This is a genomic window from Actinosynnema sp. CS-041913 (assembly GCF_050942485.1).
Taxonomy (GTDB): Bacteria; Actinomycetota; Actinomycetes; order Mycobacteriales; family Pseudonocardiaceae; genus Actinosynnema.
This window is the reverse complement of record NZ_CP192037.1, coordinates 5,436,177-5,450,368: the sequence shown is the minus strand read 5'-3', so window position 1 is coordinate 5,450,368 and position 14,192 is coordinate 5,436,177. Positions and strand designations below refer to the sequence as shown.

At 72.0% G+C, this 14,192-nt stretch carries 9 protein-coding genes; 4 read left to right on the top strand and 5 right to left on the bottom strand.

The features are described 5' to 3' along the window. Nucleotides 1-3: 3 nt before the first annotated feature. From ACQPZF_RS24750 to ACQPZF_RS24730, 5 genes are all read right to left on the bottom strand, one after another. Nucleotides 4-1,398, bottom strand: a complete 1,395-nt coding sequence (locus ACQPZF_RS24750) for an aldehyde dehydrogenase family protein (protein ID WP_433260675.1) — start codon at nucleotides 1,396-1,398, stop codon at nucleotides 4-6. 1 nt (nucleotide 1,399) lies between these two features. Continuing rightward, nucleotides 1,400-2,491, bottom strand: coding sequence for a phenazine antibiotic biosynthesis protein (locus ACQPZF_RS24745; protein WP_433260673.1), 1,092 nt, complete (start codon nucleotides 2,489-2,491; stop codon nucleotides 1,400-1,402). 102 nt (nucleotides 2,492-2,593) lie between these two features. Further along, nucleotides 2,594-4,078: a GMC family oxidoreductase gene (locus ACQPZF_RS24740; RefSeq protein WP_433260671.1), complete on the bottom strand. Its 1,485-nt coding sequence runs from the start codon at nucleotides 4,076-4,078 to the stop codon at nucleotides 2,594-2,596. 343 nt (nucleotides 4,079-4,421) lie between these two features. Further along, complete coding sequence (locus ACQPZF_RS24735) at nucleotides 4,422-5,090, bottom strand: LuxR C-terminal-related transcriptional regulator (RefSeq protein WP_433260669.1); 669 nt, start codon at nucleotides 5,088-5,090, stop codon at nucleotides 4,422-4,424. Nucleotides 5,091-5,200: 110 nt separating this feature from the next. Continuing rightward, nucleotides 5,201-6,988 carry a carbamoyltransferase N-terminal domain-containing protein gene (locus ACQPZF_RS24730; RefSeq protein WP_433260667.1) on the bottom strand — a complete coding sequence of 596 codons (1,788 nt, stop codon included), beginning with the start codon at nucleotides 6,986-6,988 and terminating at the stop codon, nucleotides 5,201-5,203. A gap of 125 nt (nucleotides 6,989-7,113) precedes the next feature. On the opposite strand from ACQPZF_RS24730, the gene carA reads away from it, so the two are divergent. Genes carA through ACQPZF_RS24710 form a run of 4 tightly spaced genes read left to right on the top strand, consistent with a single transcriptional unit; the run spans nucleotide 7,114 to nucleotide 14,090 of the window. Then, nucleotides 7,114-8,217: a glutamine-hydrolyzing carbamoyl-phosphate synthase small subunit gene (carA, locus tag ACQPZF_RS24725; RefSeq protein WP_433260665.1), complete on the top strand. Its 1,104-nt coding sequence runs from the start codon at nucleotides 7,114-7,116 to the stop codon at nucleotides 8,215-8,217. Then, nucleotides 8,214-11,585, top strand: a complete 3,372-nt coding sequence (gene carB, locus ACQPZF_RS24720; protein WP_433260663.1) for a carbamoyl-phosphate synthase large subunit — start codon at nucleotides 8,214-8,216, stop codon at nucleotides 11,583-11,585. The genes carA and carB overlap by 4 nt, the downstream gene beginning before the upstream one ends. 34 nt (nucleotides 11,586-11,619) lie before the next feature. Then, a complete protein-coding gene (locus ACQPZF_RS24715) occupies nucleotides 11,620-12,708 on the top strand; it encodes a phenazine antibiotic biosynthesis protein (protein ID WP_433260661.1) in 1,089 nt (362 codons plus the stop codon). A 2-nt stretch (nucleotides 12,709-12,710) separates the two neighbouring features. Continuing rightward, entirely contained in the window at nucleotides 12,711-14,090 is a 1,380-nt protein-coding gene (locus ACQPZF_RS24710) for an aldehyde dehydrogenase family protein (RefSeq protein ID WP_433260659.1), read from the top strand. Nucleotides 14,091-14,192: the final 102 nt, after the last annotated feature.

Genomic DNA, 14,192 nt, shown 5'->3' with positions numbered 1-14,192 from the left:
GGTTCAGCGGGCCACGGTCTTCGTGCCCATCAGGAACTCCGCCAGGTAGCCGTCGTGCGGCATGCCGGCTTCGAACCAGTTGGTGGCGTACCGGCCGAGGTGGACATTGCGGATGCCCGGCTCGTCGACGCACTCGTCCACCAGCCGCTCGTTCTCCGTGAACAGGGCCAGGGTGAGCGTGTCGCGCAGCGGCTGGATGCCGGCGTCCCAGGTCCATGGTGCGACCCAGACCAGGGGGAACGGCATCTCCGGAGCGGTCGCCGCGGATGCCGTGTCCGGCAGGCGCAGCACCGCGGGGCGCAGCACCGCGCTGCCGTCGGCGAGGTCCTCGGTGCCGCGCCCGGACCAGCCGCCGACCACCCGGTCGCGGTGCCCGGCGAGCCAGCCGTCGATCGCGCCTGCCCGCTCGACCGACTGCACGGGCAGCACGGCGTCGGGGTGCTCCGGCGGCAGCGAGGGCAACGCCGCCAACCGTTCGCCCAGCGCGTCGGCGAGCGCGTCGGGCTCGGACTCGGCGCACACCACGGTGGTGTTGATGCAGGCCGTCCCGCCACCACCGGCCACCGACTCCACGATCAGGTCCAGGTGCTCCCGCCAGTCCGCATCGGACGTGACGACCACCTTGGACCGGCCCGGCCCCTGGGGAAACACCCGTCGGTCGTCCTGGTGGCGGCGGACGACCTCCTCGTTCCCGTACACCATGGCGAGATCGCCGGACCGCACCAGCGTGTCGGCGACCTCGTAGTCGGTCGGCACCAAGGCGTACGTCGCCGGGGCCACCCCGGCGGCGCGGAGCGCGCGCATCAGCCTGCGTGGTGTGTACGGGTCGCGTTGCGAGGGGCGGACGGCCACCCGGTAGCCCAAGCCCAGTGCGACGAGCCATTCGGCGTGCGGACCGGGGTGGTTGCCCGGCGCCTGCACCACGAGCACGTCTCCTCGGCGGTACCACACGCCGCAACCGCCGACCGTCTCCGGCGCCCGCCAGGACTCGGCCGTGCCGACCGGACGTTGCGCGGCCACCACTTCCTCGATGCGCCGCGCCATCGCGGCGATGTGGTCCAACCCCTGCCGGACGCCCGTGGCGGGCACCCCGGACGTGCGCGCCACCGAGCGCACGTAGTCCTCGGGACGCTCGCCGGCGAGTTCCTCCTCGGCGAACAGGCGGCCCGCGTGGCGGATGCCCTCCGCCCGTCGCGCGAGTGGGTCCGGCCGCCCCCGCCGCAGTTCCGCCACCACCCGCCGGACGAGCAGGCTGGGCGCCAACCCCATCTCGCCGACCGGCCGGCCGCGCACGTCGGTGAGCGCCACCCGGTTCGCCGAGCGGTGCTCGCCGGCCGGCCGGATGACCTCGACATCGGCCTCCGTGCCCACCCGGTCTTCCGCCGCGGTGAAGGACATGTCAGTACACCCCCTCGATGACGGCCGTGCCGCCCACCGCCGCCACGGGGCGGATGTCGGCCACCCCGTCGCCGGTGAACCCGGCCGCCGGCGGCATCCGCACGGCGGTGTCCCGTTCGCTCACGGACGGCAGGAAGACGTCCCGGTCGAGCCGGTGCAGCAGCACCCGGCCACGCTCGCCGTAGTCCACCGGGCGGCCGGTCTCCTCGTCGACCAGCGTGATGTGGGTGTACGGCTCGAACGGCTGGAACACGCAGCGGTCCTCGTCGCCGGGCGCGCCCGGACGTTGCGGAGCCGCGCCCATCAACGTGTTGCCGTAGACGCCGACGACCGGGATGCCGTCGAACACCTCCGTCGACAGCAGGCGGCGGGTCTCCGCGTCCATCGACGTGCCGCCCCACAGGACCGCCCGCACGTTGGCGGCGGCCAGCTCGGCCAGCCTGTCCCGCGCGGCGATGCCCTCCAGCAGCGGTGGCGTGGCGAACAGCACCGCGATGTCCTGCGTCTCCAGGATCCAGCCCGCCTGCGTGAGGATGTGGTCGACGTAGCGGTCCACCCCGGCCTGGTCGCCCTCGGCGGCCCGGCGCTTCACCCAGCGCGGGTCCAGGTCGACGGTGAAGCAGGTCGACTCCCGCAGCCGGGCCAGCACGTGGCTGGACCACCCGGCGAGGTGCGGGCCGGTCGGGCCGAGGTACAGCCAGTCGCCGACGGCCGGGAAGCCGTGCGCGTCCAGCACCGGCTGGTACCACCGCAGGTTGCGCTCGGCCATGCCGAAGTCGACCACCCGCTTGGGCGGACCGGTGGTGCCACCGCTCTCGAAGACGGTCGGTGGGCCCGATCCCGCGCATCCCCTGGGCACCAGGTCGGCGACGGCCGCGGTGCGCAACTCGGCGCTGAGGTCCGGGAACCGGCTCAGGTCGGCGACGGTGCGGATGTCGGACTGGGGGGTGAAGGGCAGCTTTTCGGCCAGCCGCAGCCAGAACGGCGATCCGGTGGCCGGGTCGAAGTGCCACGCCATGGCGGCGGCGACGACCTCGTCCGGGTCCGGTGTCTGATGAGGGGGCGCCTCCAGAACGGTTCGTACCTCCTCCATCGTTCGCACCCCGGTCGGCATGGCAAACCTCGTTTCTGTGTTCACGTCGTGGGCAGTGACCTTGCTGGGAGCCGGCTCGCCCGTAGCCCGTTCGCGGTCCGTTCAGCGCGCGGACAGCGCGGCGGCGAAGTGTTCGGCGAGCATCAGCGTCGGCAGGTTGGTGTTCGCGCGCGGGATGTCGGGCATGGTGGACGCGTCCACCACGTGCAGCCCGTCGATCCCGCGCACCGCGCCCGTGGTGTCGGTCACCGCGGACGGGTCGTGCTCGGGTCCTATCCGGCAGGTGCCGACCGGGTGCTGGTAGGACGCGACCTCCGCGCGGGCCATGGCCGCCAGGTCGGCGTCCGTGGCGTCGTCCACCGGCAGCCGCGGGGTCACCAGCGCTGCCAGCGGCCCGGTGCTGGCGATCTCGTGGGCGAGGCGGATGCCGGCCACCGCGCGGTCCACGTCGTCGGGGTGGTCCAACAGGCACGGGGAGATGGCGGGGCGGGTGCCCGACCCGTCGGCGCGCAGCCGCAGGCTGCCGCGGGAGCGTGGGGCGATCACCGCGACGACCACGTGGCACTGCGGCACGCCGTCGACCGCCGCCGGCCCGGCGGGGAAGATCTGGAGGTCGGGCTCGGTGTCGTCGCCGTTCCACGCGCAGGTGAGCATGGCCTGCAACGGAGGCGTCGCCTCGGCCGCGGTGGTGGTGAAGGGCAGCCGGAGCAGCGGGTGGTCCCGCAGGTTCCGCCCGACGCCGGGCAGGTCGACCCGGGTCTCGACGCCGGCCTCGCGGAGTTCGGCGGCCGGGCCGATGCCGGAGCGGAGCAACGTCAGCGGCGACCCGTACGCGCCGGCCGCCAGCACGACGAGGTCGGCGTGGACCGTCTCGGCGGGCTCGACCAGCCGCACCCCGACCGCGCGGTTCCCGGCCAGCAACACCTCTCCGACCCGCACGCCGCCGCGCACGGTGAGGTTGGGCCGTTCCCGTGCCGCCGCGAGGTAGGTCAGCGCGGTGGACTGGCGGACTCCGCCGAGCTGGTTGAAGGGCATCGGCCCGACGCCGCGCGCGCCGGGGGCGTTGTGGTCGGCGACCGCGGCGTGCCCGGCGGCCACGCAGGCGTCCGTGAAGGCCCGCTGCACCGGCGTCAGGTCGCCGGGGCGGGGACGGTTGACCGGCACCGCTCCGGCGTCGCCGTGCCACTCGTCGGTGAAGTCCAGGTCCCGTTCCACGGCGCGGAAGTACGGCAGCACGTCGGCGAAGCCGAGGCCGGGATTGCCGAGGGCGGCCCACGAGTCGTAGTCGGCGGGTTGGCCGCGCAGCGCCATCGCGTTGTTCGTCGCCGAACTGCCGCCGACCACCCGGCCCGCGAACAGGGGGATGCTCCTGCCGTCGCTGTCCGGCTCGCTGGTGTACCCCCAGTCGTAAGGGGTTTCGGTGAGGTTGTTGGCGTCGGCGATCTCGCTGGGCTGGTCCCGCGCCGTCGAACCGAAGTCCGGGCCCGCCTCCAGCAGCAGCACCGAGCGGTCGGGGTCCGCGGAGAGGCGGTTGGCCAGCACGCCGCCTGCCGAACCCGCGCCGACGATCACCACGTCGTACCCCATCGCTACCTGTTCCTTTCCTCGCACACGCGCGATTCGACGCCCGTCACGGGCGGACTCCCGGCGGCGTGCGGCCGAAACCGCCCCATTCGGCCACCGGGCACGGAGCCGCATTGGCTGGGGACCGGCGATGTCGTTGCACAGCTTCAGATCCCGAGCGTATCTGTCGGAGTTCGCATCGCAAGGGTACGTCGGTGCCGCGTCCGGGGCCGGGGCGAACCAGGGTGAATCATCCTGTCGTGTTGGTGCGATCGGGTGAAGCGCCGCAGTGCAATCACAAGCAGTGCAATCACCGGCAGTGCAATCATGGTGTGTTTTCCGCCGTGTCGTCCGACTGTTCCCGAGGTCAAATGCCGTGGCGGTGCGCGTAGAGGGCGGCGCGGAACCGGTCCGGTTGTCCGGTTTTGCGCAACACCTCGGAGACGTACTTCTTCACCGTGTTCTCCGAGAGTGACAGGTTGTCCGCGATCCCTCGGTTGGCCATTCCCTTGCCGAGCAGCGAAAGGACGTTCTGCTCCCGGTCGGTGAGGCCGACGGCGGCCGGTTCGGGGCCGATGCGGGAGTGGATGGTCCCGGTGTCGTCCGCGTCCTTGGACAGCGAGGGGAAGAACACCGTGCCACCCGCGGCGATGATCAGCACCGCGCTGGCGAGGGTGTCTTCGTCGACGACCGGTCCGATGCTCCCGCGGACCCCGCAGGAGAGCAGGAGGTCCGCCTCGTGCCGCCCGGCGAGTTCCCGCAGCAGGACCACCTCGTGCCGCGGGCACGACCGGCAGAGCACTCCCACCGCCTGCAAGTCCGCGGCGAACGGCGAATCGGTGGCCAGCAGGATTATCCCGCTCGTGAGCTGGTGGCGCGACACGGCCGGCGGCACATCCGCGTGGGTGGTCACCTCGACGGTCCGCGTCACTTGCGGGATCTTGGTCAGGACGGTGCGGAACCCCGTTCGGCGCACCGGCTCGGGGTCGACCAGGACGACGTGGATGTCCTTCTCGGTTCGTGGTTGCATCCCCATGCAGGGAGGTTTACCCACGACCGGACGTTTCTAGTGCTCGATATCGGAAGTGGCGCCGAGGGGTGGAATATCATGCCTGTCGGGTCATCGGGTCGACGATCACCACCGGCTCATTCTTCCTGCTTGGTGTACAGGACTCCGCGACTCCAGATCCGGTCGGCACGGCCCCATCGCGCGGCCGAGGCCACGTCCGGGAAGAATCCGCTGCCGTTGTAGTTGGCGCTGGTGTTGCACAGCACCGGTATGCCGCTGCGCGCGTGGTAATGCCGGAGCAGGGCATAGGTCGTGGCGTCGTCGTCCACGGAAACCGTTTGCAGTCGGGCGGTTCCGTCGAGGTGCGCGATGGCCGGCACCCGGTCCAGCCATTCCGGCCGCACGCGGTGTTCGAACAGCATGTACGGGTCGGACGTGCCGGGGTCGAACACCTCGGGCGCGTGCTCGGCCAGGCAGATCGGCGCGACCGGGCGGTAGGGCGCGCGTCCTTTCATCTCGTTGAGCCGGTCCTTCATCGCCGGCCGCACGGCGGGCGCGATGATGCTCCGGCCGCCCAGCGCCCGTGGCCCGAGTTCGGCGCGGCCGTCCAACACCACCACGGGCTCGCCGGTGTCGTGCAGCACCGCGGCCAGTTCGGCGACGGAGCAGTCGTCCCGACGCCATCCCGTCGGCTCGGCGGGGGCCAGCCGGGGCCCACCGCGGACGTTCCAGCGCAGCGCGGTGCTCCCGGTCGCGTGCACCAGGTGGCTCGCGGCGGCGCCGATCGGCGAGCCGGAGTCGTTCGGGAACGGTGGCACCCACACGTCGGCGAACAACGGGTGTTCGCGCAGCGCGTTGTTCCACTTGATGTTCAGCGCGCAGCCACCGCCGAAGCACAGGTTCCAGCGGCCACCGGCGCCCTTGACGGACTCGACCTTGGCGGCCAGCCGGTCCACCAGCAGGTCCTGGAAGAACCGGTGCACCGACGCCAGCACGTCCTCGTCGGAGATGTCGTGCTGCCTCGCCCGCTTCCGGATCTGCTCGTAGAACGCGTGGATGTAGACCATCGAGCGTTCCTCGATCAGCCCGTTGCCGGTGATCTCCGCACGGTATTCCCGGGCTACCTCGGAGTCGGACTCGAAGTGGTGGGCGTAGGACTCCCGGATCAGCTCCAGGGCCGTCTCCGACGGGGCGCCGAGGGCGATGTAGGCCATCAGCTTGCCCGCGATGGACAGCTCGACGGACTGGTCGTACAAGCCGTTCGCCGTGCGCTCCCGGCCGTCCAGGAACGGGCCGAAGTGGTGCCCGGCGGCGGCGTACACGTGGCCGATCACCGGGAACACGTGGCCGAGCGGGCGAACGGACCGGCCGCCGGGACGCACCTCGTAGAGCCGGGGGAACATCCCGCCGTCCCACGTCAGCACCAGGGCGGGCGCGCCGTCCGCGGCGAACGGGCTGGTGCAGTAGGCGGCTGCGACGTGCCCGGCCACGTGGGTGTAGCTGCGGTACGGCAGCGGGTGGCCGGCGAAGTCGAGGGAACCGGCGACCTGCGGTTCGCAGACGTCGGCGGCCGTCGACTGCTCGCGGTAGCCGGCCAGGGGAACCTCGATCTCGCGACCGCCGAGCCGCCTGCGGACCGACCCGGTCTCCCAGCCGTCGACCGCCACCACGTCGACGTCGGCGAGGCGGTAGCCGAACTCGCCGAGAATGTGCGGGATGACCTCTAAATCCTCCACGGTGCTGTACCGCTCGTTGTTGTCCAACTTCTCCATTTCGACGCTGAAGACGACGTCCTGACCGTCCAGCAGCGCGACCCCACCGTCATGAGTGAGCTTTACCCCGCAAACAAGCAACGTGATCGTCTCCTCGACCTGGTTTCGGGTCTCGACAGCACGATGGCGGCTGCGCGGAGGCGGTGACAACACACCGCGGATGGCTTCGGCCGGCACTTTGGTGGCGGGAAAGTTGGTCCCGTGGAGTATTGGTGGCCGCCCGCGTCGACTGGTTCCGTTGGGACGACCGGAAAACTCTGCGAGCCGACGAGGGTGCGATGACCGCGACGCTGGTACTGGAGGACGGCACGACCTGTGCGGGTGAGTCGTTCGGGGCCCGGGGCGCGACGGTGGGCGAGCTGGTGTTCTGCACCGGGATGACCGGCTATCAGGAGACGTTGACCGATCCGTCCTACCACCGGCAGATCGTGCTGGCCACCGCCCCGCACATCGGCAACACCGGGTGGACGGCGGAAGACGACGAGTCGGGGCGCGTCTGGGCGGCCGGTTACGTGGTCCGGGATCCGGCGCGGCACCCGTCGAGCTGGCGGGCGCGCTCCCGGCTCGACGACGAGCTGGCGCGGCAGGGCGTCGTGGGCGTCCGCGGTGTGGACACCAGGGCGATCACCCGCCGCATCCGCGATCGCGGCAGCATGCGCGCGGGCGTGTTCTCCGGACCGGTCGACGTCGCAACCGCTCTCGCGACGGTGCGCGCGAGTGCGCCGATGACCGGCGCGAACCTGACCGGCGACGTGAGCCCCCGCCGGCCGGCCGTGCTGCCCGCCTTCGGCGCCACGCGGTTCCGGGTCGCCGTGCTGGACCTGGGGTGCAAGCGGAACCTGGTGCGGCAGTTGCGGCGGCGCGGCGTGGAGGTCCACCTGCTGCCCGGCACGGCCGGCCCGGCGGAACCGCTGGACCGGGGCGTGGACGGGGTGCTCGTGTCGAACGGGCCCGGTGACCCGGCCTCCGCCGGACACCTGGTGGAGTTCGTCCGCGGGGTGTTGCGGGCCGAGGTGCCGCTGTTCGGGGTCTGCCTCGGGCACCAGCTCCTCGGGCAGGCGCTCGGCATGTCCACGTACAAGATGCGGTACGGGCATCGGGGCAGCAACATCCCGGTGGTCGACACGGCGACCGGGCGGGTGGCGATCACCGCGCACAACCACGGTTTCGCGGTGGCCGGTGCGCCGGACGAGCGGTTCGACACGGCGTTCGGGGCCGCGCGGGTCACCCACTTCTGCCCCAATGACGCGACCGTGGAAGGGGTGCGCTGCCTGGACGTGCCCGCTTTCGGGGTGCAGTACCACCCGGAAGCGAGCGCCGGTCCGCATGACGCGGAGTCGCTGTTCGACGAGTTCACCAGCCTCCTGGGGGTCCGGCGATGACCAGGCGCGCCGACCTCGGACATGTGCTGGTGATCGGGTCGGGACCGATCAGGATCGGCCAGGCCGCCGAGTTCGACTACTCGGGCACCCAGGCGTGCCGCGTGCTGCGCGCGGAGGGCCTGCGGGTCAGCCTGGTCAACTCGAACCCGGCGACCATCATGACCGACCCGGAGTTCGCCGACGCCACCTACGTGGAACCGCTGACGGCCCAGTCGGTGGAGGACGTGATCGCCGCGGAGCGGCCGGACGCGTTGTTGGCGACCCTGGGCGGCCAGACCGCGTTGAACGTCGCGGTGGAGCTGCACGAGCGCGGCGTGCTGGCCAAGTACGACGTCGAGCTGATCGGCGCGGACATCGAGGCCATCCGGCGCGGCGAGGACCGGCAGCGGTTCAAGGAGATCGTGCGTTCGGTCGGCGGGGAGGTGCCCCGCAGCAGGCGGTGCCGGTCGTTGCGCGCGGTCCACGCGTTCGTCGCCGACCATGGCCTGCCGGTGGTGGTCCGGCCCAGCTTCACGATGGGCGGACTCGGTTCCGGCGTCGCACGCGCCGCCGAGGACGTCGAGAGGATCGCCGCGGCGGCGCTGGCCGAGTCGCCGGTGCACGAGGTGCTGGTCGAGGAGTCGGTGCTCGGCTGGAAGGAGTACGAGCTGGAGCTGATGCGGGACCGGCACGACAACGTGGTCGTCGTGTGCGCGATCGAGAACGTCGACCCGATGGGGGTGCACACCGGGGACTCGGTGACGGTGGCGCCCACCATGACGTTGACCGACCGGGAGTACCAGCGGATGCGTGATCTCGGCATCGCGGTGCTGCGCGCGGTGGGGGTCGACACCGGGGGCTGCAACATCCAGTTCGCGGTCGACCCGCGGAACGGGGACCTGGTGGTGATCGAGATGAACCCGCGGGTCTCCCGGTCGTCGGCGCTGGCGTCGAAGGCCACCGGGTTCCCCATCGCCAAGATCGCGACGCAGCTCGCGATCGGCTACACCCTCGACGAGATCACCAACGACATCACCGGCGAGACGCCGGCCTCGTTCGAACCGACCTTGGACTACGTGGTCGTCAAGGTGCCGCGGTTCGACTTCGCCAAGTTCCCCGACGCCGACCGCGAGCTGACCACGACGATGAAGAGCGTCGGCGAGGCCATGGCGGTGGGCCGCAGCTTCCCGGAAGCGCTCGGCAAGGCCATGCGCTCCACCGAGACCACCCGGGCCGGGTTCTGGACCGGGCCGGACGAGCCGGGCCCGGACGGGCGACCCCGTTCGGCGGCGGAGTTGCTGCGGAAGCTGCGCACCCCGCACGAGGACCGGCTCTACACGATGGAGGAGGCGCTGCGCCGGGGCGCCACCGTCGCCGAGGTGGCGCGGGCCAGCGGCGTGGACCCGTGGTTCGTGGACCAGATCGCGCTGATCAGCGAGGTGGGCGCGGAGATCGCCGCCGCGCCCGAGCTGGACGCGGACCTGGTGCGGCACGCCAAGTGCACCGGCCTGTCCGACGCCCAGCTCGCGGCGCTGCGGCCTGAGCTGGCCGACGAGCACGAGGTCCGTCGGCTGCGGCACCGCTGGGGCGTGCGGCCGGTGTTCAAGACGGTGGACACCTGCGCGGGCGAGTTCGCGGCCCGGACGCCTTACCACTACTCGGCCTACGAGCACGACTCCGCCGCGGAAACCGAGATCGGACGGCGGGACGGTCCGCCCAAGGTGGTCATCCTGGGCGCCGGCCCGAACCGCATCGGCCAAGGCGTCGAGTTCGACTACTCGTGCGTGCACGCCGTCATCGCCGCCCGGCAGCGGGGCTTCGAAGCCGTGCTGGTGAACTGCAACCCGGAGACCGTCTCCACCGACTACGACATCTCGGACCGGCTGTACTTCGAACCGGTGACCCTGGAAGACGTCCTGGAGATCGTGGCGGCGGAGGACGACTCGTCCGCCGCCGAGGACCCGGGCGCCGGCGGTGTCGCGGGAGTCGTCGTGCAGTTGGGCGGGCAGACGCCGCTCCGCCTGGCCGGCCCGTTGGTGGCCGCCGGGGTGCCGGTGCTCGGCACTCCGCCGGAGGCCATCGACACGGCCGAAGACCGCGGGGTGTTCGCGGACCTCTTGGCGCGCAAGGGGTTGACCGCGCCACGCTGGGGCATGGCCACTTCGGTGGCGGACATCCGGCGCGTCGCGGACGAGATCGGCTACCCGGTGCTGGTCCGCCCCTCCTACGTGCTCGGCGGGCAGGGGATGCACATCCTGGACGACGAGGGCTCGGTCGACGCCTGCCCCACCGGGATCAGCGCCGACCGTCCCGCGCTGGTGGACCAGTTCCTCGACGGTGCGGTGGAAATCGACGTCGACGCGCTTTACGACGGCGTGGAGTTGTACGTGGGCGCTGTCATGGAACACATCGAGCCGACCGGTGTGCACTCCGGCGACTCGTCGTGCGTGCTCCCGCCCGTCACCCTGCGGCCGGCCGACCTGGCCGCCGTGCGTTCCGCCACCGAGGCGATCGCGGAGGGCGTCGGCGTGCGGGGGTTGCTCAACGTGCAGTACGCACTGCACGACGGCACGCTTTCGGTGCTGGAGGCCAATCCGCGCGCCAGCAGGACGGTGCCGTTCGTCTCGAAGGCCACCGGCGTGGCGCTGGCCAAGGCGGCCACGCTGATCATGACCGGCTCGACCATCGCCGAACTCCGCGCGTCCGGAGTGCTGTCGGCGGACGACGGTGGAGCATCCGGGCCGCCGACGGCCGTGAAGGCGGTGGACGACGGAGCATCTTGGCCGCCGGCTGCCGCGACGGCGTTGGACGCCGGTGCGTCTGGGCGGCTGACCGCCGTGAAGGCGGCGGTGCTGCCGTTCCACCGCTTCCGCACCCCGGACGGCGACGGGGTGGACTGCCTGCTCGGCCCGGAGATGAAGTCCACCGGTGAGGTCATGGGCGTCGACACCGCGTTCCCCCTGGCCTTCGCCAAGGCGCAACTCGGGGTCCACGGCAAGCTGCCCGACGCCGGCGCGGTGTTCGTCACCGCCCCCGACGGCGCCCACCTCGCCGACACCGTGCGCGAGCTGACCGGACTGGGCCTCGCCGCGTGGGCGGACCCGGACACCGCCACGGCGTTGCGCCTGCACGGGGTGCGCTGCGCGGTGGTCACCGACGACGATGCGCTGGTGGCCGCGGTGCGGTCCGGTGAGCTTGTCATGGTCGTCACGGTCGCCAACCGGTCTCGTCGGGTGCGGGGGGATCGCTCTCGTCTGCGTGCGGCTGCGGTGGCGCAGGGGATTCCGTGTGTCACCACTGCGGCGGGTGCGTGGGCGATGGCTGTAGCGATCGGTGCGTTGCAGCGCGAGAACCTGGTGCCGTACTCGTTGCAGGGCGGCGGGCGTTGATGTGATCGGCGGTCGTCATCGGGAAGGAGACGTTGTGGCGCAACTACTGGATCTTCCGTTCGACGCCCGACCCGATCCGGACGAGTTTGTCCGCGCCGCCATGGCGTGGCACTTCGACCCGGAGACCGGATCGCCGTTCTGGCTCGGCCGAGCGCCTTCGCTGGACTTCGACCCGCGTGCGGATGTCAAGAGCCTGGCGGACCTGCGGCTGTTCCCCAACCTCGTCGACGAGTTGCGGGACGTGCCGGTCGCGGACCTGATACCCCGCGGCTACGGTCCGCGACCCGACCTCGTCGGGGTCTACGAGAGCGGGGGCACCACCGGCCCGCCGAAACGCGTGGTGGTCACGCCGGACTGGATGGCCCGCGCGGTCGCCTGGAGCAGCGCCACCATGGACGCGCACGGCGTGCCGAGGAACGTCGGCTGGCTGGGGATGGTGCCGACCGGACCGCACATCGCGGGCGAGTTCTTCCGGCGCTACGCCGTCGAGCGCGGTGGGTTGGGGTTCGCCATCGACGTGGATCCCCGGTGGGTGAAGAAACTCCTCGCCCGGGGACGGGCCGACGAGGTGGAGTCCTATCTGGACCACTTGACCGAGCAGGCCGTGTTCGTGTTGCGCAGCCAGGACATCGGTGTGCTGTCCACCACGCCGCCGATGCTGCGGAGGCTGTGCCGCGACGACGAGGTGGTCGAGCTGATCGGCCGGAAGGTGCGGGCGATCATGTGGGGCGGCGCGCACATGGACGCTGACACACGACACCTCTACCGCACCGAGGTGCTGCCCGATGTCACGCTGTTCGGCACCTACGGCAGCACTTTGACCCTCGGCGGCGCAGGGGAGCGGCCCGGCCTGCCCGACGACGGACCGGCGGTGTTCGACACGTTCTCGCCGTACAACACGTTCCTCGTGGTCGACGAGGACAGCGGCGAGCCGGTGGCGTACGGGGAACGGGGTCGGGTGGTGATGAACCACGTCAGCAAGGCCATGTTGCTGCCCAACAACCTGGAACGCGACCTGGCCACCAGGGTCGAGCCGCCGGCGGACCGCGCGGGTGACTCGGTCGCCGACGTCGCGCCGGTCGAGCGGTTCGAGGACGAGGACGTCATCGAGGGGGTGTACTGACCGTGGCACCCGTCGAACTCGACGCGCTCGGACCGGACGGCGCCTACCGGGCCCGGAACCGGCTGACCGTCACCGACGTGGCCGGCGACCCGGCGGTCCGCCTGAGCCTCGTGCCGAAGCTGTTCATCGACCGCGCGCTGGCCGCCGCGCGCCGGGCGGAAACCACGCCCACCGACGAACGGGTGGCCGCGCTCGGCCGCGCCGGCAAGCTGTTCGCCTCCGGCACCGTCGAAGGGCTCTCCGCCGACGACTACGAGCTGCTGGTCAGCCGGGTCGCCGGGATGCCGATCTCGACCGTGCGCGCGGCGACCCGCGCCACCGCGGACCGGGCGGCCGAGGCGTACCGCAGCGCCGCCGAGGCCCGGCCGGTCGGCGCCGTCACGGACTGGCGGGATCCGCTGACCCGGACCGGGCGGGCGGTGTGGGTGCGGCGCGCCGACGTGTTCGCGGTGCACGCTCCCGGCAACCACCCCAGGGTGCACGGCCACTGGCTGGAAGCCCTCGCGCTGGGCTACCGGGTGGTGGTCCGCCCGTCCCGGCGGGAACCGCTCACCCCGCACCGGCTCGTGGCGGCGCTCCGCGCGGCCGGGTTCGGCGATGACGAGGTGATGCTCCTGCCGACCGACCACGCCGCCGCCGACGACGTCCTGCGCGGCGCCGACCTCGGCATGGTCTACGGCGACGACGAGGTGATCGGCAAGCACGCCGGCCACACTACGGTGCTGCCGCAGGGGCCCGGCCGGTCGAAGATCCTGATCACCGCCGACGTGGACTGGCGGGCGCACCTCGACACCCTCGTCTCCTCGGTCGCGCACCACGCCGGCACGGCCTGCGTGAACACGACAGCGGTGTTCGTCGAGGGCGACCCGGCCCCGGTCGCCGCGGCGGTGGCCGAACGGCTCGCCGCGCTCCCGAGCCTGCCGCCGGAGGACGAGAAGGCGTCGCTGCCGGTGCGCCCGCTGGAGACCGCGCGGACGCTCTCGGCGCTGCTGGCACGGCGTGCCGAGGGCACTCGGCCGTGGCTCGGCGGTGACGGCATCGCGGACGAGCTGAGCGACGGCAGCGCCGTGTTGCGGCCGGCGGTGCACCAGTTGCCCGATCCGCACGCGCCGCAGGCCGGCGTGGAGCTGCCGTTCCCGTGCGTGTGGGTGGCGCCGTGGACACCGGACGCGGGGCTCGGACCGCTGCGGAACACGTTGGTGCTCACGGCGATGACCCGGGACGACCGGCTGCTCGACCGGCTGCTGGCCGAGCCGACCATCGGCAACGTCTACAGTGGACAGACCCCGACCTGGTGGCTGGCGCCCGGCGTGCCGCACGACCGGTACCTGGCCGAGTTCCTGATGCGCACCAAGGCGGTCGTCCGCAGGCGATCGGACTAATGCTTCGGATGGCCCCGGAGGTACCTCTGGTGCCGTCAACAAGGTAGCGGAGTGCCTTGTCCGGCCGGTCCGCCCTGAATAACCTCGAAGTAGTGGTGAATC